Source organism: Gordonia araii NBRC 100433 (genome assembly GCF_000241265.1).
GTDB classification, from domain to species: domain Bacteria; phylum Actinomycetota; class Actinomycetes; order Mycobacteriales; family Mycobacteriaceae; genus Gordonia; species Gordonia araii.
Map to the genome: position 1 here is coordinate 13,621 of NZ_BAEE01000019.1, position 26,149 is coordinate 39,769.

The window sequence follows — 26,149 nt, forward strand, 5'->3', positions numbered from 1 at the left end:
TGGGCACCTCACCCCTGCCGAGTGGGCACCTCAACCCCGCCCAGTGGGCACCTGATCCGTGGGCGACGTGCCCACTCGGTCTTGGTGCTCCAGCACGGGCCATGCTGCGGCTTGCGATCATCAGCGACCGTTAGCTCGGCAGTAAACACCTGTTCGTGGCGTCCTGCTGCGTGCTCGGACCCGATCCCCGTGTAGCGAAACCCCGCATGGGCAGCAGTTCGGGCCGACGCGGCATTGTTGGGCAACGCCGACCACGTCAGCCGGCGCAACCCCAGTCCGTCAGCGCTCAGCGCGTCATCGATGACTGCCGACAACGCCTCGCTCATATACCCATTGCCCCGGTGCTCGCGGGCGCACCAGTAACCCAGAGAGCCGGTGTCCTCATCGAGGACAACACCGATGCATCCGATCGGCTCATCGTCTCCCGCGCTGAGAGTGATCACCCTTCTCACTGAGCCCGCAGATGGAGCTCTGACGAACACGAAGTGCTCAGCGTCCTGGCGGGTGTATGGCACCGGAACGAGGGTGAACCGCTGGATATCGGGATCCTGGCAAGCGCGAAAGATCGGCTCGATATCGCCTTCGTGCGGGGGACGAAGAGTCAGGCGCTCGGTTCGCAGGATCGTGGCCATGAGCCCAGCCTGGCAGCGCAACGACCGCCTCACAATCGGATTAAGGCGCGGCATCGGTTGCCGAACAGCCGTGGCCACCGTCGCAATCGGCTCGTTACGTTGGGACGCGTGTTGCGCAAAGTGAAGCTTGGGGTTGTTGCATTGACCGTCGCCGCCACGGTCGGCGGTGTGCTGAACTCGGTATCCGCACCAACAGCACACGCCGACGGTCCGGTCCTCTACAACGGTCTCCTTTCGACCACCGGATGTCAGATTCCCAACTACCAGGTCATCAAAACCTGCTCCCAGATCGAAGCGCTCACGCCACGACCGCCGGTCATTCTGAATGTGAACCCGATCGGTACGCGCATCGTGGTTCTCGGCGCCCGCCTCAACAACAACGGCCGGGTCCCGAACGTCCTGGTTCCGCGCCTGCAGGCCGCGTTGCAGCTGGCCCGGGGCTTCCCCACCGCGGGCATCATCACGACCGGCGGCATGACCAACCGTCGCGCGGGCAAGAGCGAGGCCCAGGCCATGAAGACCTGGCTGGTCCGGCACGGCATCCCCGCGCACCGCATCGCGACGGAGAACCGGTCGCGCTCGACGGCGCAGAACGCCAAGTTCGTCGCGCCGATGCTGTTTCGCGGGCGAGCAACCGGCGTCGTCGTCGTGACCAGCCATAACCATCTGCGACGCGCGATGATCAATTTCCGCAGCGCCGTGAACGGTTCCATGCCGGTGTCCGGCGTGGTACCCGGCTACGGCAACGGCTCCGGGTCGAGTTCTGGTGGACTCGGCTCGATGGGCTCGAGTTAACCCGCTTCAGCACACAGAGCGACTCGAGCACGGCAGAGGCCGTCGCGGAAATCCGCGACGGCCTCTGTTGCGTTCGGTGAATCGATCAGCGCAACAAAGCGCGGCTCATCACGACGCGCTGAATCTGGTTGGTGCCCTCGTAGATCTGGGTGATCTTGGCGTCGCGCATCATCCGCTCCACCGGGAAGTCGGTGGTGTATCCGGCGCCGCCGAAGAGCTGGACCGCGTCGGTGGTCACCTCCATCGCGACGTCGGAGGCCAGACACTTCGACGCGGAGCTGATGAACCCGAGGTTCTTCTCGCCGCGCTCGGCGCGGGCGGCGGCGGTGTAGACCATCAGTCGCGCGGCTTCGACCTTCATCGCCATGTCGGCGATCATGAACTCGACCCCCTGGAACTGGCTGATCGTCTTGCCGAACTGCTTGCGCTCCTTGACGTAGGCGATGGCCGCGTCGAGCGCGCCCTGGGCGACGCCGACGGCCTGCGCGCCGATCGTCGGGCGGGTGTGGTCGAGGGTGGCCAGCGCGGTCTTGAAGCCGGTGCCCTCGTCGCCGATGATGCGGTCGTCGGGGATCGTGCAATTCTCGAAGTAGAGTTCGGCGGTCGGGCTGCCCTTGATGCCGAGCTTGTGCTCGAGCGGGCCGACGGTGAAGCCCGGGTCGTCCTTGTGCACCATGAACGCGGAGATTCCGTTGGCGCCCTTGTCCGGGTCGGTCACCGCCATCACCGTGTACCAGGTGGACTGTCCGCCGTTGGTGATCCAGCATTTGGACCCGTTGATCACCCAACTGTTGCCGTCCTTGCGGGCGCGCGTCTTCATCGACGCCGCGTCGGAGCCGGCTTCACGCTCCGACAGTGCGTACGAGGCCATGGCCTCGCCCGACGCGATCGACGGCAGGACCTTGGACTTGAGCGCGGCGTCGCCGGACAGTATCAGGCCCATGGTGCCGAGCTTGTTGACCGCGGGGATCAGCGACGCGGAGACGTCGACGCGCGCGACCTCTTCGATCACGATGCACGCCGCGATCGAGTCACCGCCCTGGCCGTCGAATTGCTCGGGGACGTGGATCGCGTTGAAACCGCTGGCGACGAGCGCCTCGCGGGCCTCCTCGGGGAAGCGAGCCTTCTCGTCGACTTCCTTCGCGTAGGGGGCGATCTCCTTCTCGGCGAGTGCCCGGATCGCTTCGCGCAGCGCCACGTGCTCCTCGGGAAGCTGGAACAGGTCAAAGTCTGGGTTGCCGGCCATCGTTCACTCCTCCTGGCACTGAGTGCCAACTCGTGTCTCCATAGTTCATCACGGCACCAGCGCGTCGCACAACATTCGCAGCTCAGCGTCGAGATGCTCGGGCGTCGCGCCGGCCTCACCGCGCAGCAGCGAACGCAACAGATAGTTGTGCACCCCGGTAACCGCGGCGGAAAAGGCGATGATCCGTTCATGCGCGATATCGGGCACGCGAGCGCGCAAGAAATCCTCGAAAAGCCGCTGGTAGCGGTAGGTCGCGACCAACTCGCGATCACGCAAGGCCGGCGTCTGCGACACGATCGCGTACCGCCTGACGGCGAGGTCGCGATGGGTCGCGTAGTGGGCGAACACCAGCTTCGCTCCCCCGCACACCGCCAGCCACGGCTCGGCGTCGGAATCGTCGAGATGAGCCTCGACCTGCGCAAGCAGTGTCTCGTGATCGACGAAGATCAGGTCCTCTTTGGAATGGAAGAGCCGGAACAGCGTGCGCCGCGAGGTGCCGGAGGCAGCCGCGACCTCGTCCACCGTCGTCGCGTCGTAGCCCTGCTCGGAGAACAACCGAGTCGACTCCGCGACCACGCGCATCCGGAATCCGACCGCACTGTCGGTCGCCAGCGGCTCCGCGTCGGTGGTCGTCATGCTCCCCAGTATCGCGCATCGACCGGCACCGGACACCCGCGCCGCCTCGCACTCGACCGCAAACGCGCGCGCCGAGGGTGTCATAGGCCACACTGAGTGCCATGAGAATTCCTTACGCGGTAGCGCGCTTCAACAAGAAGGTGACCAATCCGATCCAGCGCCGATGGGCGCCCTACCTCGCACCGTGGGCGATGGTCGAGCACGTGGGACGCAAGTCGGGCACGCGATACTCGATTCCCGTTCTCGCGTGGGTGGAGGGTGACCGGCTCTCGATCGTCCTGACCTACGGGCCCACTACGGACTGGGTGAAGAACATCCAGGCCGCCGGCCGGTTCGAGATCGTCCGCAAGAACAAGCGGCACACCGTCGTCGGCCCGCGCGTCATCCCGTCGGACTCCCCCGACATCGCCAAGGGCGCGCGTATTCCGGCACGCGGATTCGACTACGTGCTCAACGGCACGATCCTCAAGGACCAGTGATGCCGCGCGATTCGCTCGACGACTTCACCGTCGAGGAGTTCACCGCCGACGGCAAGACCCACCCCGTCTACGTCAAGGGCAGCGGCCCCGCCGTGATCGTGATCGCCGAGATCCCCGGCATCACGCCGCTGGTGGCCGACTTCGCGCGCCGGGTCGCCGACGCCGGCTGCACGGTGTTCGTACCGTCGCTGTTCGGCATCGACGGGCACGATCCTCGACCGTCGGCCAAGCCGGCCGACATGGCGAACTCGGCCAAGATGGCCGGCAGCCTGCTCAAGAAGGTCTGCGTCAGCCGCGAGTTCACCATCCTCGCTACCGGGCGCAGCTCGCCCGTCGTCACCTGGCTCCGCGCTCTGGCACGAGAGGCGCACCAGCGTTGCGGCGGCCCCGGTGTCGGCGCCATCGGCATGTGCCTGACCGGCGGTTTCGCCCTTGCGATGGCGGTCGACGACACGATGATCGCGCCGGTCTTGTCGCAGCCCTCACTACCGCTGCGCCCGGTCGGCAACGCGCGCAACATCGACATCTCCGACGACGATCTCGAGCGCGTCAAAGTGCGCTGCGCCGCCGGTTTGCAGGTGATGGGGATGCGATTCGAAGGCGACCGGCTCTCGCCGGCGGATCGCTTCGCGTTCCTGCGCGAACAACTCGGGGACGCCTTCATCGGCGTCGAACTCCCCGATTCGGCGGCCAATCCGGCTGCGATGATCCCACCGCACTCGGTCGTGACCGAGCATCTGATCGATGAACCCGGCGAGCCCACCCGCGAGGCCCTCGACCAGGTCCTCGCCTTCTTCACCGAAAAGCTGGGCGTGTCCGCGTGAGCGACCAGTTCCCGCACGACGAGCACTTCCCGCGAACACCGCCAACCGCGTCGTCGGCGAGAGGTGCCCGCCGGTGGTTCTGGCTGGTCCCGGCGGGCGCGGTAGTCGTCGCCATCGCGCTCGTCGGTGCCTTCCTAGCGTTCCGCTCCGGGCCCGCTCCGGAGCCGGTTGCCATCGGGGAGTCTGGCTCGGCGGCGCCCGTCTCCCCGACGACGGTGACCGAGACCGTCACCTCGACGGCCCGAGCATCGCCAGCACCCGCCGACGCCCGCGATCTGGGGTTGAGCCGTCCGCTCGTCGTCCCGCGCTGCACCGGACAGACTGTCGTCTTCCTGGAGTCGATCTCGGTCACGGCGCCCGACCTGCGCGAACAAGTGCGCAAGTGGGTCGAGCCTTGGGAGTTCGGCCCGCTGGGAGCCGTCGACTATCTGCACAGCCAGGCCGCGTGCTCGTCGATCCGGTCCGTCGATGACAACGGTCAGCCGTTCTACGCCGTGTTCGCGGCACCTGCCGGCGACGTGTGCGCCCGGTTCAACGCGGTTCGCGGCAGCCTGCCGCCCGGGGCCTACCCGCGCCTGCTCTCCGACAGCGTCGCCCCCGGCTACAACCCGTGTTCCGGGTGATGCCAAGCTGAATCCATGCGCGCAGAACTCGGGGTACTGGCCGACCCCGTCGGGGAAGCCCTGCGCGGTCCGCACGCATCCTTCGCCCAGCAGCGCGGCCGGATCAGCCGCTACGACCCCGAGGTGTCGGTCTTCTACGCCCACCCGGAAGAACTCGCCGACGAGGACTGGGCCGACCTTCGCGAGTTGGCCGGCCCGGGTGCGACGGTCGGGCTGCGGCGGCGGCGAACGCCCCTGCCCGACGGCTGGCGCGTGCTGCGAGTCTTCCGGTTGGTGATGTATTCGGGTGCCGCGGTCGACACCCGGCCCGACGACGAGGCGGAAGTCTTAGGACCGGCCGACGTCGACGACATGCTCGCCTTGATCGACGAGGCGCAGCCCGGGCCGTTCTCCCGCCGCACCATCGAACTCGGTCGCTATCTGGGCATCCGCGACGACGACGGGCGACTGGTCGCCATTGCCGGCGAACGAATGCGACCGCCCGGTTGGGGCGAGATCAGCGCCGTCGCGACGGCGCCGCACGCACGCGGGCGCGGCCTGGGCGAGCGGCTCATCCGCGCGGTCGGCGCGCAAATCACCGATCGAGGCGACCTGCCGTTCCTGCATACGACGGGCGACAATCCGGCCCGAGCGCTCTACGAACGGATGGGCTTCGCACTCGTCGACGAAGTGGATCTGGAGATCGTCGAAGTTCCGTGAGCGCCGATGCCCACTCGGCGGAGGTGAGGTGCCCACTCGGCGGGGGTGAGGTGCCCACTCGGCGGGGGTGAGGTGCCCACTCGGCGGAGGTGAGGTGCCCACTCGGCGGATTTGTCCGGAGTCCCGGGAACGCCTACAGCTCGATGACGCCGACGACTTCGGTCTCCAGGCTGCCCAGCCACACTTGGCCGTCGTGCTCGCGGACGCCGGTGACCATGTGGAAGTTCGTGGCGTCACCGTGCACGTCGTGGACCAGCCGGCCGTCGTCGCCGTAGGCCTGGACCCGCACCGTCTGTTTCGGCTTCGGCTGCAGGAAGTCGGGCAGCTTCGTCACGGCTTTGCGCAGAGCCATCGGCCCGTGGTGCAGCCCGGAGACGATGGCCTCGGTCGGGGAGGCGATCGTGACCCAGATCAGCCCGTCGCTCCCTCGGGCGATGTTGTCCGGGTAGCCGGGCAAGTCGGTGACGAGATAGTCGCGGCTGCCCGCCTTCGGACCTTTCAGCCACCAGCGCACGACGGTCCGCGCGGTGGTTTCGGCGACGCAGACGAAGGACTCGTCGGCGGCCAGCGCCACGCCGTTGGCGAAGGCCAGTCCGCCCAGGACGGTGGTCACCGATCCGCCCGCGCCGCGGCAGAACAGCCGCCCGGTGCGGGTGTTCTCGACCAGGTCGTTCTTCCAGCGCTCGATGGGGTGCAAGGTCGACGAGTCGCTGAACCAGATGTCGCCGTTGGAGGCCACCGCCGCGTTGTTGCAGAACACCATCGGCTTGCCGGCGATCTCGGTGACCAGCGGCTCGATCGCCCCGTCGGCCGGGTCGACGAGGAGCAGGCCCTCGTGGGCGTCGGCGACCAGGAGGCGCCCGTCGGGCATGAGTTCGATGCCCAGCGGCCGGCCAACCGTCGCGGCGACATGCGTCACCGCACCCGACGCTGGGTCGATCGCGAGCAGGCGCCCGTCTTCGAGCCCGGTGTAGACGGTGCCGTCCCGCGCGACCACGACGTCCTCGGGGCCCTTGCCTCCGACGGGAATGACCCGGACGGGTGAGAGTCGTTGAGCGGTAGCCATTCTCATTCCCCCAACAGCCGCTGGCGCAGCGCGGCATCCTTGTCGGCGACCATCGCGGCGAGGTCGGCCTGGAAAGCGGTCATCCGCTGCCGCAGGTGCGGGTCGGCCGCGGCGAGGATCCGCACGGCGAGCAGTCCGGCGTTGCGCGCCCCGCCGATCGACACCGTCGCCACCGGCACACCCGCGGGCATCTGCACGATCGACAACAGCGAGTCCATCCCGTCGAGATGCTTGAGCGGCACGGGTACGCCGATCACCGGCAGCGGTGTCGCCGACGCGACCATCCCGGGCAGGTGCGCGGCGCCGCCGGCCCCGGCGATGACGACCGAGATCCCGCGTCCCGCGGCGTTCTTCGCATAGTCGAGCATCTTCTGCGGGGTGCGGTGGGCGGAGACGACGCCGACTTCGAAGGGCACGTCGAACTCGGCCAGCGCCTCGGCGGCCGCGGTCATCGTCGGCCAGTCCGAGTCGCTGCCCATGATCAGCCCGACGCGCGAACCTCCGTGTCCGGTCCCCTGCTGTTCAGTCATCGTGCGCATCCCATCCGTCCGTCCACACCGCGGTCGACAGCCAGGTCGCCGCGAGTTCCGCGCGCTCGCGGACGTCGGCGATCGACGCCCCCGGCGTTCCCACGATATTGACATGCCCGATCTTGCGGTCGGGCCGTTCGGCCTTTCCGTACAGATGGATCCGCGCCTGCGGCATCCGGCCCATCAGGTGGTGGACCCGTTCGTCCATCGACATCGCGGGCGCCTCGCCGGCCCCCAGCACATTCGCCATCACGACCGGACCGGCGAGCACGTCCGTCGCGCCCAGCGGGTAGTCGAGGACCGCGCGCAGGTGCTGTTCGAACTGGGAGGTGACCGCCCCGTCCATGGTCCAGTGGCCGCTGTTGTGCGGGCGCATTGCCAGCTCGTTGACCACCAATTCGCCGTCGGTGGTCTCGAACAGCTCCATCGCCATCACCCCGACCGCTCCCAACTCGTCGGCCAGACGCAGCGCCATCTGCTGGGCGGCCTCGGCGACCTCGGCGGGCAGATCGGGCGCGGGGGCCAGTACCACCGCGCACTGGCCGTGCCGCTGGATCGTCTCCACCACCGGCCATGCGGCGCCCTGCCCGAACGGCGAGCGCGCGATCAGCGCCGACAGCTCGCGGCGCATCGAGACTTTCGCCTCGGCCATCAACCGGGTCGCGTCGTCGGCGCCGTCGAACACCGTCAGCGCCTGCTGCTCGTCGTCGAGAAGCCATACGCCGCGCCCGTCGTAGCCGCCGCGAACCGCTTTGAGGACGATCTGCCACCCGTGCCGCGCGCCGAAGTCGCGCAGGCGCTCCCGCGCCGCGGCCGGATCGCCGGAGAGATCGACGAAGTCGGGCACCGGCAGACCGAGTTCGGACAGGCGCGTCCGCATCGCCAGTTTGTCCTGGGCGAAACGCAGGGCCTTCGACGGCGGCAGCACCGTGACGCCCTCGTTCTCCAGCGCGACGAGATGATCGAGGGGAACCCCCTCGTGGTCGAAGGTGAGCGCGTTCGCACCCGCGGCCGCCCGGCGCAGGTCGTCGAGGTCATCATGCGATCCGATGACCACTTCGGCGCTGACCTGTGCCGCCGGATCGGTCTCGGACGAGGCCAGGACACGCAGGCATTGGCCCAGCGCGATGGCCGCCTGATGGGTCATCCGCGCCAGCTGGCCGCCGCCGATCATGGTCACCACCGGCATCGTCGAACTGCGTTGTAACACGGCGTCCATCCTGTCATGGCAACCGATTCCCCTAGACTTGCACCTTGTGCCATTCGTCAACGACGTGATCAACGCTCTCCCCGGTCCTTTGCACCGGATCGCGTTGCGCCACCGCGAACTCATCAAGTTCGCCATCGTCGGAGGCACGACGTTCATCGTCGACATGGCGATCTTCTATCCGCTCGCCTACACGATCCTCGAGGGCAAACCCACCGTCGCCAAGATCATCTCCGGCGTGATCGCGACGATCCTGAGCTACATCCTCAACCGCGAGTGGACGTTCAACAACCGCGGCGGCCGCGAGGTCCACCACGAGGCCCTGCTCTTCTTCGCGATCAGCGGAATCGGCGTGCTGCTGGCGGCGGCGCCGCTCTGGGTGGCCAACAACCTGTTCGACATGCGCGAGGCTCCCGAGGGGCTCCGCCTGGCGATTCTCGACTTCGTGCTCGCCTACATCATCGGCAATCTGCTGCAGATGGCCTTCCGGTTCTGGGCGCTGCGCCGCTTCGCCTTCCCGGAGATGGTGCCCGCGGCCGGCGAGGGCGGCTCCACCGACCCGCAGCCCTCCTTCGCCGAACTCAGCGATGAGGAACTCGGTCACGCCTGACCGCTTCGGCCGGCGCCGCCGCGGGGACCACGATCGTGAACACCGGCGGACGGCGCGACGTCAGTTCCAGCCGGCCGCCGTCGGCCTCCACCAGAGCGCGAGCCAGCGACAGCCCGACGCCGGTGCCGGTCGACACGCCGCCGGTGAATCCGCGGCGGAAGATCTTGTCGACGAGACCGTCGGGCACGCCCGGCCCCTCGTCGGTCACCGCGACGCGGAGCATGCCCGCCGACTCCAGCGCGTCGATCGTCACCGTGGCCGTGCCGCGCCCGTGGTGCAGCGCGTTGTCGAGCAGCACCGCGAGCGACTCCCGCAGGCGGCTCGGCTGCGCCGTCCACGCCACCGCGGGTCCGGCGCGCCGGACGGTGACCACCTCGCGTTCGGCCGCGGCGAAGGCGGGCTCGAAGTCGGCCACCAGGGTCTCGACCATCTCCTCCGCGTCGACCGCTGCGGCCGGTGCGTCCTCGCTGATCCGTGACGCGACGACCATCTGGTCGAGTTCCCGGGTGAGCCGATCGACCTGGCTGGCGGCCGCCTCGGCCTCGGCCACGACGTTGGCATCGGGGTGCATCGCGAGTTCGTCGAGGCGCAGCTGGATGGCGGTCAGCCGGCTCCGCAGCTGATGCGACACCTCGCCGACGATCCCGCCCTCGCGGTCCAGGCGCGTGGCGATCTCGGTGTTGGCCGCGCCGAGGGCCCGCGACACCCGGTCCAGCTCGGGTATCCCGTACTCGGGCCATTCCGAGCGGAAGTCGCCGCGCGCCATCGCCGACGCCCGGTCGGCGACCCTGGTCAGCGGATCGGCGAGTCGCCGCGCCGTGACGGTCGCGACGGCGACACCCGCGCCGACCGACGCGACCACGACCGCTGCGACGATCGCGACCCCGACCCACTGGTCCCGGCGGACGTTGCTCATCGGAATCGCCAGCTCGACCGTGCCCGCCTCGCCGAGGTTGATCGCGTCGGTGAACTCGCGGCCCTCGATCGGCTTGCCGAGCGTCGTCGTGACCAGCGGCCCCGTCTTGTCCGACGTGCCGGCCGGGATGTGGTGGGTGACGCGCAACTGTCCGCTTTCGGGGATGAGCAGTCCCAGCCGGGACGCGGTGAGCGCCGCCGCGTCGAGTTCGCCGCCCGGCCCCTCCATCTGGATCAGCTCGCTGGCGATGTGCTTGAGCCTCAGATCCAGGTCCTGGTGGGTGTTGTCGGCGACCCACCACCACGCGATGACCGAGAGCGGAATGCCGAGCAGGATCCCGACGATCAGCACCATGCCGATCATCGACGTGCGGATCCGCCTGCGCATCAGCGCCCCGAATCGATCGCGGGGCCGGCGGCCGGGTCGTCAAGCATCGAACCGGAAGCCCATGCCTCGCACGGTCACGATGTGCCGCGGCCGGTCGCCCGCATCGTCGCCGATCTTGCGGCGCAGCCAGGAAACATGCATGTCGAGGGTCTTCGACGACCGCAGATCGGCCGATCCCCACACCTCTGAGACCAGTTCCTCCCGGCTCACGACCTGCCCGGGCCGTTCCATCAGGAACTGCAGCAGGTCGAACTCGCGGTTGGCCAGCACGACGTCCTCGCCGTCGACCAGGACGCGCCGCGCCCTGGTGTCGAGAGAGATGTCACCCCCGACGAGGACTTCGTCGGCCAGCATCGGCTTGCGGCGCAGCAGCGCGCGCACCCGGGCCAGCAGCTCCGCCAGTCGGAACGGTTTGCCGACGTAGTCGTCGGCGCCCGCGTCGAGGCCGACGACGAAATCCACCTCGTCGGTGCGCGCGGTGAGCATCAGGACCGGCAGGTCGGGACGGCGGGTGCGGAGCTCGCGGCACACCTCCAGACCGTCCATCCGCGGCAGACCGAGGTCGAGGACGAGCAGTTCGAAACGCGGATCGACCGCCTGCTCGAGGGCGGTCACCCCGTCGTCGACGACGACGCACCCGTATCCCTCGCGGGTCAGCGCCCGGGCCAGCGGCTCGGCGATCGCGGCGTCGTCCTCGGCGAGCAGCACCTCCGTCATCGAACCTCCGGCAGGTCGTGGTCCTCGAGCACTTCCTCGTAGAGCAAGGCATGCACGCGCTCGACGTTGGGGATGTTGTGGAAGGTGAGCGGCTCGTCGGAGGCGGACTCGATCACGAGCGTCCCGGTGCGCATCAGCCGATCCAGCAATCCGTGCCGGAACTCGACGGTGTTGATCCGCGACAGCGGGATGTCGATGCCCGACCGGGTCACGATGCCGTTGCGGTAGATGACCCGCCGGTCGGTGATGACGAAGTGCGTGGTTGCCCACGACACCAGCGGCCGCAGAAAACACCAGAACAGGGCGAGTCCCCAGAAGACGCCGATGGCGATGAGCGCCGACATCCGCCCGGCGCCCGTCAACGTCGAACCGGTGACGATGCCGACGAGGATTCCCGCGATCAGCGTGGCGATGGCGAAGGCAAGGAAGGCGGGCACCAGCAGCTTCCAGTGGGGGTGTCGATGCAGCACCACGGTCTCGCCGGGGGCCAGGTTCTCCTCGGGGTATCCCATGCCGTCGAGCATATGACGCGCCTAGACTGTGGCGCATGAGCTACCGAGACCCGCGCGATCAGTTCCCCGGCACCCGCGCCTACACCCAGGCGAACCAGCAGCCCGGCCACCCGGGTCAGGGACAGGCGCAGCCGCAGTACGCGGAGTCCGGGCAGTGGGACCAACCGGACCAGCGTCCGCGCGCCCCGCGCGTGCCGGCGCCGACCCTCAACCCCCTGCTGTTCGCCGGCGGCGTGGTCATGACCGGTGTCGTCGTCGCCCTCGCCGTGTGGCTGGTGGCGTGGATCATGCGCACCGTCGCCAACCGCGTCAACGAGACCCAGACCCTGGGCGTGTGGAACCCGCTGGAACAGAGCGAGCTGTGGTTCGCCCTGGTCGGCTTCCTGTGCGCCCTGCTGGCGGCCGGCCTCTGGTACGTCCTGCAGGTCGTCACCCCGGCACCCGCCTCTTTCTTCCGCTGGATCGTCGGCCTGCTGGTCGTCGCCGCGGTACTCGTCCCGATCCTGCTCGCCACCAGCGACCTGGTCGCCGGGATCTGCACGGCGCTGGTGCACCTGGTGATCGGCCTGCCGATCCTGGCGCTGATCCCGATGGTCGGGCGCCAGTCGATGCAGCGCTGAGCCGCCGACCGTGCCCAGAATCCCGCCGACCGTGCCCAGAATCCCGCCGACCGTGCCCAGATTCTCGCCGAGCGGGTCTTAGCTCTGCGGGTGCGTCCGCAAGTGGGTGACGTCGCCCGCGGCGACCGCCGACGTCGCACCGCCATCGGCCGCGACGAGCAGACGGCCCTGGGCATCGACGTCCACGGCGGTCCCGACCAGCTCTGCATCCCCGGGCAGCGCGAGCTTCACCCGCTGCCCGAGGGTCACGCACTTCCGCCGGTATTCCTGCGCCAGCTCGTCGATCCGCGACGGCCACATCGACAGCTCGACGTCGAGCTCCCGCAGGATGTCGACCGCCAGCTCGTCGTCGTCGATCGCCCTTCCCGACTCCACGAACACCGACGTCGCGGTCGGCACCGGCAGTTGGTCGGCGGTCATCGACGTGTTCACGCCGATGCCGATGACGGCCTGGCCGTTCGCGTACTCCGACAGCACGCCCGCGACCTTGCGCTCGCCGATCAGCACGTCGTTGGGCCACTTCACGCCCGGCGCGGCGTCGAACATGATCGTGCGCGCCAGCGCATCGGCGACGGCTACCCCGGCCAGCAGGGAAAGCCAGCCCATCGCCGACGTCGCCTCACCGACGTCGACCCCCACCGAGAAGGTGAGCGCCCCGGCGGGCCCCGTCGTCCATTCGCGGTCGTGCCGCCCGCGGCCCGCGGTCTGGTTGCGCGCGATGAGCACGCGCCCGTCGATGCTGCCCGCCGCGGCGGCAGCGGCGAGATCGGCATTCGTCGAGCCGGTGGACGTCACGACGTCCACCTGGCGCCACCGCGTCCCGGCGAGTTGCTCGATGTGTCCCGACATGCCGCCAACTCTATGCGGAAACCCCCTCGCCGGGGGTGCTGGCGCGGGTAACCGGCCGCTGGATAGCATCAATGCCCATGACCACCGCATCGCAGGACTCGTCGACTCCCGACATCCACACGACCGCCGGCAAGCTCGCGGATCTGCGCAATCGACTCGACGAGGCCAAGCACCCCGTCGGTGAAGCGGCCATCGAGAAGGTCCACGCCAAGAACAAGCTGACCGCCCGCGAACGCATCACCCACCTGCTCGACGAGGGGTCGTTCGTCGAGATCGACGCCCTCGCCAGGCACCGGTCCACCAACTTCGGCCTCGGCGAGAACCGTCCGCTCGGCGACGGCGTCGTCACCGGCTACGGCACCATCGACGGTCGCGAGGTGTGCGTCTTCTCGCAGGACTTCACCGTGTTCGGCGGCAGCCTCGGCGAGGTGTACGGCGAGAAGATCGTGAAGGTCATGGACCTGGCGCTCAAGACCGGCCGCCCGCTGATCGGCATCAACGACGGCGCGGGCGCGCGCATCCAGGAAGGCGTTGTCTCGCTCGCGCTCTACGGCGAGATCTTCCACCGCAACGTGCGCAACTCGGGCGTCATCCCGCAGATCTCGCTGATCATGGGTGCGGCCGCCGGCGGCCACGTCTACTCCCCCGCGCTCACCGACTTCGTCGTGATGGTCGATCAGACCAGCCAAATGTTCGTCACCGGCCCCGACGTCATCAAGACCGTCACCGGCGAGGACGTCACCATGGAGGATCTGGGCGGCGCCCACACCCACATGGTCCGCTCGGGAGCGGCGCACTACGTCGCCCACGACGAGGAAGACGCCCTGGAATACGTCAAAGAGCTGCTCTCCTATCTGCCCAGCAACAACCGGGCCGAGGCACCTCGTCTGGACGTGCCGCCGACGGTCGGGTCGATCGAGGACAACCTCACGCCCGAGGACCTCGAACTCGACACGCTGATCCCCGACTCGGCCAACCAGCCCTACGACATGCACGAGGTCATCCGGCGCATCCTCGACGACGACGAGTTCCTCGAAGTCCAGGCCGAGCGGGCGATGAACGTCATCGTCGGTTTCGGGCGCGTCGACGGCATCAGCGTCGGAATCGTCGCCAACCAGCCGACGCAGTTCGCCGGCTGTCTGGACATCGACGCCTCGGAAAAGGCCGCCCGGTTCGTGCGCACCTGCGACGCGTTCAACGTGCCGATCGTGACCCTGGTCGACGTCCCCGGCTTCCTGCCCGGCACCGACCAGGAGTACAACGGCATCATCCGCCGCGGCGCCAAGCTCCTCTACGCCTACGGCGAGGCCACGGTCGGCAAGATCACGATCATCACCCGCAAGGCCTACGGCGGCGCCTACGACGTCATGGGTTCCAAGCACATGGGCGCCGACGTGAACCTGGCATGGCCGACCGCGCAGATCGCCGTCATGGGCGCCTCGGGCGCCGTCGGCTTCGTCTACCGCAAGGAGATCAAGGAGGCGAAGGCCAACGGCGACGACGTGGACGCCCTGATGCTCAAGCTCCAGGAGGAGTACGAGGACACCCTCGTCAACCCGTACGTGGCCGCCGAGCGGGGCTATGTCGACGCCGTCATCCCGCCCAGCCACACCCGTGGACAGATCGCCAGCGCGCTGCGCCTCCTCGAGCGCAAGGTCGTGCCGGTACCGCAACGCAAGCATGGGAACATTCCGCTATGAGCAACGCCGAGAACGCTGACACCGGGTCGGATCGCACCGACAAGCCGAAGCCGCCGTTCGTGAAGGTCGTGAAGGGCAACCCCGACCCGACGCAGGTCGCGGCGATCACCGCGGTCATCGCCGCGCGGGCCAGCGCGGCGCCGTCCACCCGGCGCGAGCCGCGCAACGACTGGGGCCGGCCGGTGGACCGGCTGCGCCCGCGCTGGGCCAGCGCCACGAGCTTCTATCGGCACGTCGGCTGGTGACCGCGCCCGACCTCATTCTGGGCTCGGCCTCGCCGGCCCGTCTGCGCATCCTGCGCCAAGCGGGGGTCGACCCGGATGTCCTGGTCCCCGATATCGACGAGGACGCCCTCGTCGCCGAACTCGCCGCCGCGCCGCCGGCCGAGATCGTCACCCGACTGGCCACCGCCAAGGCGGATGCGCTGGTCGCCAGGATCGACTCTGCCGACGCCGTACTCCTCACCTGCGATTCGATGCTGCACATCGACGGCGAGCTGGTCGGCAAACCGCATACGCCCGAGGTCGCCAAGCAGCGGTGGGCGCAGATGTCGGGCAAGTCGGCGATGCTGCTGACCGGTCACTGCGTCACCCGCTTCGGCGCGGACGGGCCGGTCGCGCAGGCCACCGACAGCGAGGCGACCGAGATCCGGTTCGCCGAGGTCGACGCCGCCACCGTCGACGCCTACGTCGCGACCGGTGAGCCGCTCGCGGTCGCCGGGTCGTTCACCCTCGACGGCCTCGGCGGGTGGTTCGTCAACGGCATCGACGGCGACCCGTCCTCAGTCATCGGCATCAGCCTGCCGCTCACCCGCCGGCTGCTCGCCCGCGTCGGCGTGGATGTCACCACGCTGTGGTCCGCGGTGTCGCGGTAGTCTCGCAGCACGGCCACCGCACGCTATGAAAGGCTCCCCACAATGGGTGTTGAGAACGACCCGAATCCGGCTTTCGCCGACTACGCGCATCCGGAGCGTCTGGTCAGCACGGCATGGCTCGCCGCGAAGCTCGGATCGCCGGGGCTCAAGGTCGTCGAATCCGACGAGGACATCCTCCTCTACGACATCGGCCACATCCCGACCGCACAGAAGATCGACTGGCACCTGCATCTCAACGACCCGGTCACCCGCGACTACATCGACGGCGAGCAGTTCGCCGAGCTGATGCGCTCCAAAGGCATCAACCGCGACGACACCGTGGTGATCTACGGCGACAAGAGCAACTGGTGGGCCGCCTACGCGCTCTGGGTGTTCACGCTGTTCGGCCATCCCGACGTGCGCCTGCTCGATGGGGGGCGCGACGCGTGGTTCGCCGAGGACCGGGACACCTCCTTCGACGTCCCGGAGTATCCGCGCAGCGACTACCCGGTGGTTCAGCGCGACGACGCGACGATCCGCGCCTACGCCGACGAGGTGCTCGCGGCACTCGGCGAGGAGCCGCTCATCGACGTGCGCTCCCCGCAGGAGTACACCGGCGAACGCACCCACATGCCCGACTACCCGGAGGAGGGGGCGTTGCGCGGCGGGCACATTCCCACCGCGGTCTCGATCCCGTGGGCCAAGGCCGCGGCGTCCGACGGCCGGTTCCGCTCCCGCGCCGAGCTCGACGACATCTACGGCGGCTTCGATCCGAAGACGCCGACCATCGCCTACTGCCGGATCGGCGAGCGCTCCAGCCACACCTGGTTCGTCCTGACCCACCTGCTCGGCTTCGACAAGGTCCGCAACTACGACGGGTCCTGGACCGAATGGGGCAACCGGGTGCGGGTTCCCATCGCGGTCGGCGAGGACCCGGGGAGCATCGGAAGCGGATCCGGCGCGGCATGACCGATCTACCCGCACCGCTGGCCGAGATCGTCGACGATTTCGCCGCTCTCGGCGACGCCGACAAGGCGACGTTGCTCCTGGAGTTCGCCGACGAACTCCCACCGCTGCCCGATCACCTCGAACCCGAGGCGATGGAGCCGGTGCCCGAATGCCAATCGCCGATCTTCCTCTCGGTCGACGCATCCGATCCGTCATCGGTGCGCCTGTTCTTCAGCGCCCCGCGCGAAGCGCCTACGACACGCGGTTTCGCCGCCATCCTGCACCAGGGGCTCGACGGGCAGCCCGCGGCCGACATCGCCGCCGTGCCCGTCGACTTCGGGTACGAACTCGGACTCGCGTCGGTGGTCTCGCCGCTGCGGCTGCGGGGGCTGGCCTTGATGCTCGGTCGCATCAAGGCCGCCATCGCGCGAAGCGGGTAGATGGACTTCCTCCAGATACTCGACCTTTCGCTCGAACCCGGCGGACTGTGCGAGTGGACTCCGACGTTGAGCGGCCGCGCCGCGCTGCACAGCGATCCGCGGCCGACGTCGATCAATCACGAGCAGCACTTGCGCGAGGCGCTCGCCTACCAGGAGCTGACCGGGCACACCGGTGGACGCGAATCGTGGCTGGGCGTGTCGGTCGAGTTCGACGAGCCGCTGTCCATCCCGGCGATCCGCGCCGCCCTCACCGCCTGGATCGACCGGCACGAGGTGCTGCGCAGCCATGTCGTGGTCGACGACGAAGGCGGGTTCCAGCGGCTCTCGGCGCCGGAGGGAGCCGTTTCGCTGAAGATGAGCCGCGTCGGCTGGTACCACGACCCGGCGTTGCTCGTCGACCAGATAGCCGGGTGGTTCGACCGCACCACCGCCCCGGTGCGCTGGCCGGCCTACCGGTTCGCCACCGTTGCCCGCGAGCACTCCTTCACCCTGTTGTTCGCCGGCGACCATTCGCTGCTCGACGGGTACTCGCTCATCATGGCCGTGCCGGAGCTGCGCGCCCACTATCAGGCCGCTCTGACCGACGTCGGCCGTCCGACCCGGGTCGCCGCGCCCGTCCCGCTCGCACCGGCCGAGATGGTGGGCAGCTACGTCGATTTCAGCGGCCTCGAACGCCGTCTGGCCGACGACGCCGACGACGAGCACCCCGCCGTGCGCGAATGGGCGGCGTTCCTCGCCGACGGGATGCCCCGCTATCCGACGCTGCCGCCGGCCGCACGGGTAGCCGGGGATGCCGGGCCACCGGCACACGTGCACGGCTTCGCCGTCGGCGGCTACGAGGAGGGATCGGCATCCGCCGCGGGTTCTCGGCCGCAGCTCTCCCACTACGCGCTCCTCGCCGACGACGCGACCACCAACGAGTTCACCGCCGTGTGCTCGGGTGCGGGCACGACCCTGTTCGCCGGGGTGATGGCCGCACTCGCCTTCGCCTCGTACGAGCGGTCGGGCACGACCCGCTTCCGCGCGGTCCTGCCGCGCCACACGCGGCACGAACCGCAGTGGCAGGCGGCCCTGGGGTGGTTCGTCTCGCTGTCCCCGTTCGAACTCGACCTCGACGGCGTGACCACCTTCGCGCAGTTAGCGGTGCGCGCCTCGGCCGAGCTGCGGCGCGGCCGCAATGCCGCGTCGCTGCCGCTGCTGCGCGTCGCGGAGATCTTGGGGGCGCCGGGGTCTCCCCAATTCGTCGTCTCCTTCCTCGACACCCGCGCGGCGCCGGGTGCCGCCGAGGACGATGCCGGCCGGGCCCGGGTGCTGCGCAGCCACCGCTACGCCGACGACGAGGTGTACCTGTGGATCAACCGCACCCCCGCCGGCCTCCGGATCTCGGCGCGCTACCCGCGCGAGCTCGACGCCGACGTCCGGGCCTTCAGCGACGCCGTCGCCGTGCTCATCGCCGACGTGTCCGCTCACAGTTCATGGCACTTCCGGGTCTAGTGTGAGGTGGAATACGCCAGACCTTTAGAATCCGATGAGCGCACCACCCCCGCGTCCCCAGCCACAGGAGACTACGTGCCCAAAACAGCCACGATCACCAAAGTCCTCATCGCCAACCGCGGCGAGATCGCCGTCCGCGTCATCCGCGCGGCACGCGACGCCGGTATCACCAGTGTGGCCGTCTACGCCGAGCCCGACGCCAACGCGATGTTCGTGCAGCTCGCCGACGAGGCCTTCGCCCTCGGCGGTCAAACTTCGGCCGAGTCCTACCTCGTTTTCGACAAGATCCTCGACGCCGCCAAGAAGTCCGGCGCCGACGCGATCCACCCCGGCTACGGCTTCCTCTCGGAGAACGCCGACTTCGCCCAGGCGGTCATCGACGCCGGGCTGATCTGGATCGGGCCGTCGCCGCAGTCGATCCGCGACCTGGGCGACAAGGTCACCGCGCGCCACATCGCCGAGCGCGCCAAGGCGCCGATGGCCGCGGGCACCAAGGACCCGGTCAAGGACGCCGACGAGGTCGTCGCCTTCGCCAAGGAGTACGGCGTGCCGGTCGCGATCAAAGCGGCCTTCGGCGGCGGCGGACGCGGCATGAAAGTCGCCCACACCATCGAAGAGATCCCCGAGCTGTTCGAGTCGGCGACCCGCGAGGCCGTTGCCGCCTTCGGACGCGGCGAGTGTTTCGTCGAGCAATACCTCGACAAGGCCCGCCACGTCGAAGCCCAGGTCATCGCCGACCAGCACGGCAACGTCGTCGTCGCGGGCACGCGTGACTGCTCGCTGCAGCGCCGGTTCCAGAAGCTCGTCGAGGAGGCCCCGGCGCCCTTCCTCACCGACGACCAGCGCGAGCGGATCCACTCGTCTGCCAAGGCCATCTGCAAGGAGGCCGGCTACTACGGCGCGGGCACCGTCGAGTACCTCGTGCAGGGCGACACCGTCTCCTTCCTCGAGGTCAACACCCGCCTGCAGGTCGAGCACCCGGTCACCGAGGAGACCGCTGGCATCGACCTGGTCCGCCAGCAGTTCCGCATCGCCGAGGGCGAGGAACTGTCGATCACCGAGGATCCCGCGCCGCGCGGGCACTCCTTCGAGTTCCGCATCAACGGTGAGGACGCCGGGCGGAACTTCCTGCCCGCGCCGGGCCCGATCAGCGTCTACCGCGAGCCGTCGGGACCGGGCGTCCGCGTCGACTCCGGCGTACGCCCGGGAGACGTCATCGGCGGACAGTTCGACTCGATGCTCGCCAAGCTGATCGTCACCGGCGAAACCCGTGAGCAGGCGCTGGAACGGGCGCGCCGCGCGCTCGACGAGTTCGAGGTCGACGGCCTCGCGACCGTCATCCCGTTCCACCGCCACATCGTCAGCAACCCGGCGTTCATCGGCGACGGCACGTCCTTCGACGTCTACACCAAGTGGATCGAGACCGACTGGGACAACCCGATCGAGCCCTTCGCCGGTGGCCAGCCCATCGACGAAGACGCCGAACTCCCGCGCCAGAGCGTGGTGGTCGAGATCGACGGCCGCCGCGTCGAGGTGTCGCTGCCGAGCGACCTGGCGATCGGCGAGAACGGCGTGCGCACCGGTGTCGTCCGGCGCAAGCCGAAGCCGCGCACGCGCACGAAGGGCGGCGGCGCTGCCGCGTCCGGCGACTCGGTCGCCGCACCGATGCAGGGCACCGTGGTCAAGGTCGCCGTCGAGGAGGGCCAGGAGGTCGCCGAGGGCGAGCTGATCGTCGTGCTCGAGGCGATGAAGATGGAGAACCCCGTCAACGCCCACAAGGCCGGCACCATCACCGGGCTCGCGGTGGCCGCGGGCGATCCCGTCACCCAGGGCACCGTTCTGCTCGAGATCAAGTAGCCCGCCACCGAGCCGGCCGACGACGATGGAAGCCGTCGAGATCAACGCGGGAGCGTGGTATTTGCGCGCGCTCCGCGACGACGAGCGGGTCAGCGACGTCCCCGCGCTCGCCGATCTGGGCATCGACGATCCCGCCGCGTTCGTCCGGGCGGCGGACCGGGGATGGGCCGAGGAGACCGGGTTCAGCTGGGCCGTGTGCGAACCGACGACGGGCGAGCTGATGTCGCTCGTCACCGCGGCCGCGGGACAGCCGGCCACCGGCCGGGCACGCACGGGGCAACAGGCCAGCCTCGACGACGCGCTGCCCGTCGTCGAGCGTTTCCTTCAGTCGCTGTAGTCCTCGGCGCCGTCATCCGAGCTGTCCCAGTCGCCTCAGCCAGGGCCGGCAGCCCATGGCGAGGTCGTGGCGTTCCAGGTTCGCCCACGTCCACCGCAGGACGTGTATCCCCCGCCGCTGGAGTCGGTCGTCGCGCGAGATCGCCCGCCACGCCGCGCCCAGGCGCGAGTCGCCCTTCACCCGGATCCGCTCGTAGCGGTTGGCACCGTCGAACTCGCCCAGCAGCACGCCGCCCCAGTTCATGTCGGGCTCGGCGAGCACCTCGTCGCGCAGTCCGATCAGCGGGTGCTTGAGCCTCGGTCGCGGCAGACCGGCCGCGACGAGCTGCGCCCGGCACCACGACTCCCCCACCCCGTCGGCGTTCGGGGAGGCGTGCCGCCAGGCCATGACGACCGGGACCGCGCGCCGGCGGCGGCGGAGCAGTTCCGCCAACAGCCGGGGTTTCGCTCCTCGCCGCAGCGCCGCGTCGAAGACCGCGAGTGCTCCCGCGAACCCCATCGGCGACGTCAGGGCGACATCGACGGCCGTCCGCTCCAGCGAAGTCGTGCAGAATCCCTCGCGCTCGACGACCTCCGCGGGCGACAAAAGGTCGACGTGAATCCGGCGGAACTCGGCGTCGACGCGTGCCGAGGCGGTCGGGACCGTCAAGTGGACCGCGCGCAGGTCGGGCTTGAGCATCGGCAGCCCGTGCAGGACGGCGGCCGAGGTATGGCTGACGACCACCTCCGGCGAGGTCGAGACGTCGCTGAGCATGAGACGGTGCCGCAGGTCGGGGGCGAGACCGCCGGACGGGACGTAGAGCCCCGACCCGATGCGGCACAACTCGCCCTCGCGCACCGCTCGGTACAGGGTCGCCGCGTTGATCCCCTTCGCTACGACGGTGCTCCGGCGCACCGCCCCATCGGCGTCGATCGGAAGTGTCGTCATATCTATTGGACGCACGCGACGCCGATTCGGTTGCGATCCCCCATGCCGACTGAGTAGAACCACACATCGGTTTGCGCCGTCCCGGCGGCAGGATCGAGACCCATGAGCGTATCGATATTCCCCTCCGCAACCCGGGTCGCGGCCGGCACTCCCGCCGGCCGCGACCGTGCCGTCGACGTAGCCCGCATCGCCAGCCTGCTGGTCGTCATGTTCGGGCACTGTGCTTTCGTACTGGCGACCATCACCGCGTCGTCGGAGTTGGTGGTCGGCAACCTGCTGGGCGAGCTGCCGGTGATCCGGCCGCTGACCTGGGTCTTGCAGATCATGCCCCTGTTCTTCCTCGCCGGCGCCGCGTCGGCCGCCTACGGACTCGACCGGCCCGGCACCGCGGACCGCGACGCGAAACCGTGGGGTCTGTGGCTGTTCACCCGCGCGCAGCGGCTGGCCCGCCCGGTGCTCTGGTACCTCGCCGCGTGGAGCCTGGCGCTCGGCGCCACCCGGCTCTTCGCCGGGCCCACCGCGGCGGCCCGGCTCGGCGAGCAATGTGTCGCGCTGCTGTGGTTCATCGGCGTCTACTTCGTCATCCTGGCGTTCGTACCCGCGTTGACGCGGCTGACGCGAACGGCCGACGTCGTCCGCTTCGTCGTCGCCATGCTCGCCGTCGCAGCCTTCTTCGACGCCGCGCGCATCCGCTTCGACAACATCGTCTTCGGCCTGCCGAACTTCCTGGCGGTCTGGCTGATCCCGGCCGTGATCGGCGTCGCCTACGCCCGCCGCGCCATCTCCCCGAAAGCCGCGCTCGTCGTGGGTGCCGCCGCCTTCGGCCTGAACGTCGCGCTGGTCGCGCTCGGCCCCTACGAGGTCTCGCTGGTCGTGACCGGCAACGAGACGCTCTCCAACGTCACGCCGCCGACGGTCGTCCTCGGCCTGCACTGCGTGTGGATGAGCCTGGTGTTCGTCGCCGCGGCGCGGCGTATCGGCCAGTGGGCTCAGCGGCCCCGGGTGTGGCGCTGGACCGCGATCGGAAACGGCGGCGCGATGACTCTCTACCTGTGGCACATCCCGGCGATCGTCGCGACCATGCTGCTGCTGCACATCGCCGGCCTCGACGCCTACTCGCCGGATCAACCGCACTTCTGGACCTTGATGGCGATCCGGGCCGCCGCGTTCGCGTGCGTCATGTCGGTCGTGTTCGTGATCCTGCTGCCGGCCGAACACCGTCGCCTGCCGTGGTGGGACGACGCGGTGGAAGCCACCGGCACCCGGGCGACCGCGATGGGGCTGCTCGTCTGCGCGGCCGGGATCGCGATTCTGCTGGTCGCCAAGATGAACCTCGGAACCGAAATCGGCTGGTGCGCACTCGTCGCCTTCCTCGTCGCATTGGGCTCGGCCCGAGCGCTGGGTTCGGCGACCAGTCCGTCGTCCGATACCATGGAGTCGCAATTGGTCCGAGATGACCCGCGAGTATGAGGAGCCCCTGGCCCGCGAGTCGTCTGCCGAGTCGGCATCGGCGCCCGCCAACCGTTTGGCGGCACCGAGCAGACGAGAGGGAATCCGGTGCGAATCCGGAACTGACCCCGCAGCGGTGAATCGGAAACGACCACTGTCAACGCACTGGGCCCCGCCTGGGAAGCGACAGTCAGTAGGTGCGGTCTATGCGACCGCGTGCCGATGAGTCCGAAGACCTGCCAGTTGTACCGGGCACGCCGTGCCCGGTGGCTCATCGCCTCGAGGACTTGGGCGCACGGGTCGACGGATCGCGGTTGTACTGGCTCCTGATTCTCTGGCGCCACTGCCGCGCCGTGGTCCCAGGTGTGTCCGCCGGGTGGTGAACCATGGAATTTTCACCTCAGGAGCAACGACAACCATGTCCTCGGACACCACCACCGCGAAAGCACCCGACTTCACCGCCACCGTCGGCGGTACGGCGCGCATCGGCGCGAACCGCGAGCTGAAGCGGGCCATCGAAAGCTATTGGAAGGGCCAGACCGACCGGGCGTCGCTGGAGGCCGTCGCCGCCTCGCTGCGCGGCGAGACCGCCCGTCAGCTGCGCGATGCGGGATTCGACTCGATCCCGGTCAACACCTTCTCCTACTACGACCAGATGCTCGACACGGCGATCATGCTCGGTGCGCTCGCCCCGCGCTTCGCCTCGGTCGAGGACGATCTGGACCGCTACTTCGCCGCCGCGCGAGGCACGGCCGAGCTGACCCCGCTGGAGATGACCAAGTGGTTCGACACGAACTACCACTACCTGGTCCCCGAGCTGTCGGCGCAGACCACCTACTCGCTGGATGCGTCGAAGGTGCTCGCCGAACTCGCCGAGGCCACCAATCTCGGCGTCGACGCGCGACCGGTCGTCATCGGCCCGATCACCTTCCTCGCACTGGCCAAGTCCACCGATGACACCGATCCGCTGGACCGGCTCGACGAGGTCGTCGGTCTGTACGAGGAGCTGCTGGGTAGCCTCGCCGAGGCCGGCGCCAACTGGGTGCAGATCGACGAGCCGGTGCTGTGCACCGACATCGTCGACGGCGCCGCCGCGACCGCGGGCAAGGTCTACGAGCGGCTCTCGGCCGTCGCCGGCCGTCCGGCGATCTTCGTGAACACCTACTTCGGTGATCCCGGCGCCGAGGTTCTCGCGGCGCTCGCCGCCACCGACATCGAGGCGATCGGGGTCGACCTCGTCTACGGCAGCGCCGACACGGTCGCATCGGTTCCCGCACTGTCGACGAAGCTCCTGGTCGCCGGCGTCGTCAACGGCCGCAACATCTGGCGCACCGACCTCGACGCGGCGCTGGCCACGCTCGGCACCCTGCTGGGCTCGGCCCGCGCGGTGGCCGTGTCCACGTCGTGCTCGACGCTGCACGTGCCGTACTCGCTGGAGCCGGAAACCGAACTCGACGACAACCTGCGCGGATGGCTCGCCTTCGCCGCGGAGAAGTTCACCGAGGTGGCGGTCCTCGCCGCCGCGCTGAACCGCGGCCGCGACGCCGTCGCCGATGCCTTCGAGGCCTCGGCCGCCGCACTGGCCACCCGTGCCACCGATCCGCGCGTGAAAGTCGCCGCGGTGCGCGAGCGCCTCGCCGCCGTCACCGAGGATCAGCTGGCTCGCGGTGAGAGCGCCGGCCGCCTGGCCGCGCAGCAGGAACGCCTGGGCCTTCCGCTGTTGCCGACGACGACGATCGGCTCGTACCCGCAGACGTCGGCGATCCGCAAGGCCCGCGCCGCCCTGCGCGCCGGGGAGATCGACGAGGCCGAGTACACCCGCCGCATGCAGTCCGAGATCGAGGACGTCATCGCGCTGCAGGAAGATCTGGGCCTGGACGTGCTGGTGCACGGCGAGCCCGAGCGCAACGACATGGTGCAGTACTTCGCCGAGCAGCTCGACGGGTTCTTCGCCACGCAGAACGGCTGGGTGCAGTCCTACGGCACCCGCTGCGTCCGCCCGCCGATCCTCTTCGGCGATGTCGTGCGGCCCAAGCCGATGACCGTGGACTGGATCACCTACGCGCAGTCCAAGACCGCCAAGCCAGTCAAGGGCATGCTCACCGGTCCGGTCACGATCCTCGCCTGGTCGTTCGTCCGCGACGACCAGCCGGAGAAGGACTCGGCCAACCAGATCGCGTTGGCGATCCGCGACGAGACAGTCGATCTGGAGAAGGCCGGCATCGGCGTCATCCAGGTCGACGAGCCGGCGCTGCGCGAACTGCTGCCGCTGCGCGACGCCGACAAGCCGGACTACCTGCGCTGGGCGGTCGACGCGTTCCGCCTCTCGACCGCGGGGGTCGAGGACACGACGCAGATCCACACGCACCTGTGCTACTCGGAGTTCGGCGAGGTCATCGGAGCGATCGCGGACCTCGACGCCGACGTGACATCGATCGAGGCGGCCCGGTCGGCGATGGAGGTCCTCGACGACCTCAACGCGATCGGCTTCGCCAACGGGGTCGGACCGGGTGTCTACGACATCCACTCGCCCCGCGTCCCGTCGACCGAGGAGATCACCGCGTCGCTGCAGGCGGCCCTCAAGGCGGTTCCCGCCGAGCGGCTGTGGGTCAACCCCGACTGCGGTCTGAAGACCCGCGGCAACGAGGAAGTCACCGCGTCGCTGCGCAACCTCGTGGAAGCAGCGAAGACGGTTCGTCCGGCAGCCACCGCCTGATCCGAACCTCCCGACACACCGCCCCGCCCGGCTTCGGCCGCGCGGGGCGGTCTGCGTCTAGGGCGACCGCAACGGGGTTA

General features: G+C 69.3%; 28 protein-coding genes and 1 riboswitch. Of the genes, 17 read left to right on the forward strand and 11 right to left on the reverse strand.

Translation table 11 applies throughout. The features are described 5' to 3' along the window. Positions 1 to 8: 8 nt before the first annotated feature. On the reverse strand, positions 9 to 632 hold the full coding sequence (locus GOARA_RS03005; protein ID WP_007320812.1) for a GNAT family N-acetyltransferase: 624 nt from the start codon (positions 630 to 632) through the stop codon (positions 9 to 11). A 141-nt stretch (positions 633 to 773) separates the two neighbouring features. Between GOARA_RS03005 and GOARA_RS03010 the strand changes: the two genes are divergently transcribed. Next, positions 774 to 1,427, forward strand: coding sequence for a YdcF family protein (locus GOARA_RS03010; protein WP_245548339.1), 654 nt, complete (start codon positions 774 to 776; stop codon positions 1,425 to 1,427). An 85-nt stretch (positions 1,428 to 1,512) separates the two neighbouring features. Here the strand turns inward: GOARA_RS03010 and GOARA_RS03015 are convergent, their stop codons facing one another. After that, a complete protein-coding gene (locus tag GOARA_RS03015) occupies positions 1,513 to 2,673 on the reverse strand; it encodes an acyl-CoA dehydrogenase (protein ID WP_007320814.1) in 1,161 nt (386 codons plus the stop codon). Positions 2,674 to 2,721: 48 nt separating this feature from the next. Then, positions 2,722 to 3,309, reverse strand: coding sequence for a TetR/AcrR family transcriptional regulator (locus tag GOARA_RS03020; RefSeq protein ID WP_007320815.1), 588 nt, complete (start codon positions 3,307 to 3,309; stop codon positions 2,722 to 2,724). 101 nt (positions 3,310 to 3,410) lie between these two features. Between GOARA_RS03020 and GOARA_RS03025 the strand changes: the two genes are divergently transcribed. Genes GOARA_RS03025 through GOARA_RS03040 form a run of 4 tightly spaced genes read left to right on the forward strand, consistent with a single transcriptional unit; the run spans position 3,411 to position 5,934 of the window. Then, entirely contained in the window at positions 3,411 to 3,788 is a 378-nt protein-coding gene (locus tag GOARA_RS03025) for a nitroreductase family deazaflavin-dependent oxidoreductase (protein ID WP_007320816.1), read from the forward strand. Continuing rightward, the gene (locus tag GOARA_RS03030; RefSeq protein ID WP_007320817.1) at positions 3,788 to 4,612 is read left to right on the forward strand and encodes a dienelactone hydrolase family protein; all 825 of its coding nucleotides are present in this window, start codon (positions 3,788 to 3,790) and stop codon (positions 4,610 to 4,612) included. Before GOARA_RS03025 ends, GOARA_RS03030 begins: the two co-directional genes overlap by 1 nt. Further along, positions 4,609 to 5,235, forward strand: a complete 627-nt coding sequence (locus tag GOARA_RS03035) for a hypothetical protein (protein WP_007320818.1) — start codon at positions 4,609 to 4,611, stop codon at positions 5,233 to 5,235. Before GOARA_RS03030 ends, GOARA_RS03035 begins: the two co-directional genes overlap by 4 nt. A gap of 15 nt (positions 5,236 to 5,250) precedes the next feature. After that, on the forward strand, positions 5,251 to 5,934 hold the full coding sequence (locus GOARA_RS03040; protein ID WP_007320819.1) for a GNAT family N-acetyltransferase: 684 nt from the start codon (positions 5,251 to 5,253) through the stop codon (positions 5,932 to 5,934). 133 nt (positions 5,935 to 6,067) lie between these two features. Here the strand turns inward: GOARA_RS03040 and GOARA_RS03045 are convergent, their stop codons facing one another. The 3 genes from GOARA_RS03045 to GOARA_RS03055 are packed head-to-tail and all read right to left on the reverse strand — an operon-like array spanning position 6,068 to position 8,749. Continuing rightward, entirely contained in the window at positions 6,068 to 7,000 is a 933-nt protein-coding gene (locus GOARA_RS03045) for an SMP-30/gluconolactonase/LRE family protein (RefSeq protein WP_007320820.1), read from the reverse strand. A 2-nt stretch (positions 7,001 to 7,002) separates the two neighbouring features. Continuing rightward, positions 7,003 to 7,530, reverse strand: coding sequence for a 5-(carboxyamino)imidazole ribonucleotide mutase (gene purE / locus GOARA_RS03050; RefSeq protein WP_007320821.1), 528 nt, complete (start codon positions 7,528 to 7,530; stop codon positions 7,003 to 7,005). Further along, on the reverse strand, positions 7,523 to 8,749 hold the full coding sequence (locus GOARA_RS03055) for a 5-(carboxyamino)imidazole ribonucleotide synthase (protein WP_373277720.1): 1,227 nt from the start codon (positions 8,747 to 8,749) through the stop codon (positions 7,523 to 7,525). The genes purE and GOARA_RS03055 overlap by 8 nt, the downstream gene beginning before the upstream one ends. A 37-nt stretch (positions 8,750 to 8,786) precedes the next feature. On the opposite strand from GOARA_RS03055, the gene GOARA_RS03060 reads away from it, so the two are divergent. Next, positions 8,787 to 9,347 (forward strand): GtrA family protein, encoded by a 561-nt coding sequence (locus GOARA_RS03060; RefSeq protein WP_040521570.1) that lies wholly within the window; start codon positions 8,787 to 8,789, stop codon positions 9,345 to 9,347. On the opposite strand, the gene GOARA_RS03065 is transcribed toward GOARA_RS03060, so the two are convergent. Genes GOARA_RS03065 through GOARA_RS03075 form a run of 3 tightly spaced genes read right to left on the reverse strand, consistent with a single transcriptional unit; the run spans position 9,319 to position 11,879 of the window. Beyond that, positions 9,319 to 10,650 carry a HAMP domain-containing sensor histidine kinase gene (locus GOARA_RS03065; protein ID WP_040521571.1) on the reverse strand — a complete coding sequence of 444 codons (1,332 nt, stop codon included), beginning with the start codon at positions 10,648 to 10,650 and terminating at the stop codon, positions 9,319 to 9,321. The genes GOARA_RS03060 and GOARA_RS03065 overlap by 29 nt on opposite strands. Positions 10,651 to 10,689: 39 nt before the next feature. Then, a complete protein-coding gene (locus tag GOARA_RS03070; RefSeq protein ID WP_007320825.1) occupies positions 10,690 to 11,367 on the reverse strand; it encodes a response regulator transcription factor in 678 nt (225 codons plus the stop codon). Further along, complete coding sequence (locus tag GOARA_RS03075; RefSeq protein ID WP_083834760.1) at positions 11,364 to 11,879, reverse strand: PH domain-containing protein; 516 nt, start codon at positions 11,877 to 11,879, stop codon at positions 11,364 to 11,366. Before GOARA_RS03075 ends, GOARA_RS03070 begins: the two co-directional genes overlap by 4 nt. Before the next feature lie 35 nt (positions 11,880 to 11,914). Between GOARA_RS03075 and GOARA_RS03080 the strand changes: the two genes are divergently transcribed. Continuing rightward, positions 11,915 to 12,499 (forward strand): DUF6069 family protein, encoded by a 585-nt coding sequence (locus tag GOARA_RS03080; RefSeq protein WP_007320827.1) that lies wholly within the window; start codon positions 11,915 to 11,917, stop codon positions 12,497 to 12,499. A gap of 78 nt (positions 12,500 to 12,577) precedes the next feature. Here the strand turns inward: GOARA_RS03080 and GOARA_RS03085 are convergent, their stop codons facing one another. Further along, complete coding sequence (locus GOARA_RS03085) at positions 12,578 to 13,348, reverse strand: biotin--[acetyl-CoA-carboxylase] ligase (RefSeq protein ID WP_007320828.1); 771 nt, start codon at positions 13,346 to 13,348, stop codon at positions 12,578 to 12,580. Positions 13,349 to 13,425: 77 nt separating this feature from the next. On the opposite strand from GOARA_RS03085, the gene GOARA_RS03090 reads away from it, so the two are divergent. The 8 genes from GOARA_RS03090 (at position 13,426) to GOARA_RS03125 (ending at position 20,977) form a co-directional block, all read left to right on the forward strand. Further along, a complete protein-coding gene (locus GOARA_RS03090; RefSeq protein ID WP_007320829.1) occupies positions 13,426 to 15,048 on the forward strand; it encodes an acyl-CoA carboxylase subunit beta in 1,623 nt (540 codons plus the stop codon). Further along, positions 15,045 to 15,293, forward strand: coding sequence for an acyl-CoA carboxylase epsilon subunit (locus GOARA_RS03095; RefSeq protein WP_007320830.1), 249 nt, complete (start codon positions 15,045 to 15,047; stop codon positions 15,291 to 15,293). The genes GOARA_RS03090 and GOARA_RS03095 overlap by 4 nt, the downstream gene beginning before the upstream one ends. Further along, on the forward strand, positions 15,290 to 15,922 hold the full coding sequence (locus GOARA_RS03100; protein ID WP_007320831.1) for a Maf family protein: 633 nt from the start codon (positions 15,290 to 15,292) through the stop codon (positions 15,920 to 15,922). Before GOARA_RS03095 ends, GOARA_RS03100 begins: the two co-directional genes overlap by 4 nt. A gap of 42 nt (positions 15,923 to 15,964) precedes the next feature. Next, the gene (locus GOARA_RS03105) at positions 15,965 to 16,870 is read left to right on the forward strand and encodes a sulfurtransferase (protein ID WP_007320832.1); all 906 of its coding nucleotides are present in this window, start codon (positions 15,965 to 15,967) and stop codon (positions 16,868 to 16,870) included. Continuing rightward, positions 16,867 to 17,289 (forward strand): SufE family protein, encoded by a 423-nt coding sequence (locus GOARA_RS03110; RefSeq protein ID WP_007320833.1) that lies wholly within the window; start codon positions 16,867 to 16,869, stop codon positions 17,287 to 17,289. Before GOARA_RS03105 ends, GOARA_RS03110 begins: the two co-directional genes overlap by 4 nt. Beyond that, on the forward strand, positions 17,290 to 18,783 hold the full coding sequence (locus GOARA_RS03115) for a condensation domain-containing protein (RefSeq protein ID WP_007320834.1): 1,494 nt from the start codon (positions 17,290 to 17,292) through the stop codon (positions 18,781 to 18,783). Between the two features lie 75 nt (positions 18,784 to 18,858). After that, on the forward strand, positions 18,859 to 20,640 hold the full coding sequence (locus tag GOARA_RS03120; RefSeq protein ID WP_007320835.1) for an acetyl/propionyl/methylcrotonyl-CoA carboxylase subunit alpha: 1,782 nt from the start codon (positions 18,859 to 18,861) through the stop codon (positions 20,638 to 20,640). A 25-nt stretch (positions 20,641 to 20,665) separates the two neighbouring features. Next, positions 20,666 to 20,977, forward strand: a complete 312-nt coding sequence (locus GOARA_RS03125) for a hypothetical protein (RefSeq protein ID WP_007320836.1) — start codon at positions 20,666 to 20,668, stop codon at positions 20,975 to 20,977. Between the two features lie 12 nt (positions 20,978 to 20,989). Here GOARA_RS03125 and GOARA_RS03130 read toward each other — a convergent pair whose 3' ends face one another. Further along, complete coding sequence (locus tag GOARA_RS03130; RefSeq protein WP_007320837.1) at positions 20,990 to 21,904, reverse strand: type IV toxin-antitoxin system AbiEi family antitoxin domain-containing protein; 915 nt, start codon at positions 21,902 to 21,904, stop codon at positions 20,990 to 20,992. Positions 21,905 to 22,006: 102 nt separating this feature from the next. Here GOARA_RS03130 and GOARA_RS03135 point away from each other — a divergent pair, with 102 nt between their 5' ends. Continuing rightward, on the forward strand, positions 22,007 to 23,374 hold the full coding sequence (locus GOARA_RS03135) for an acyltransferase family protein (protein ID WP_007320838.1): 1,368 nt from the start codon (positions 22,007 to 22,009) through the stop codon (positions 23,372 to 23,374). A 35-nt stretch (positions 23,375 to 23,409) separates the two neighbouring features. Next, a riboswitch (cobalamin riboswitch) is annotated at positions 23,410 to 23,611 on the forward strand. Positions 23,612 to 23,771: 160 nt separating this feature from the next. Next, a complete protein-coding gene (gene metE, locus GOARA_RS03140) occupies positions 23,772 to 26,069 on the forward strand; it encodes a 5-methyltetrahydropteroyltriglutamate--homocysteine S-methyltransferase (RefSeq protein ID WP_007320839.1) in 2,298 nt (765 codons plus the stop codon). The last annotated feature ends 80 nt before the right edge of the window (positions 26,070 to 26,149 follow it).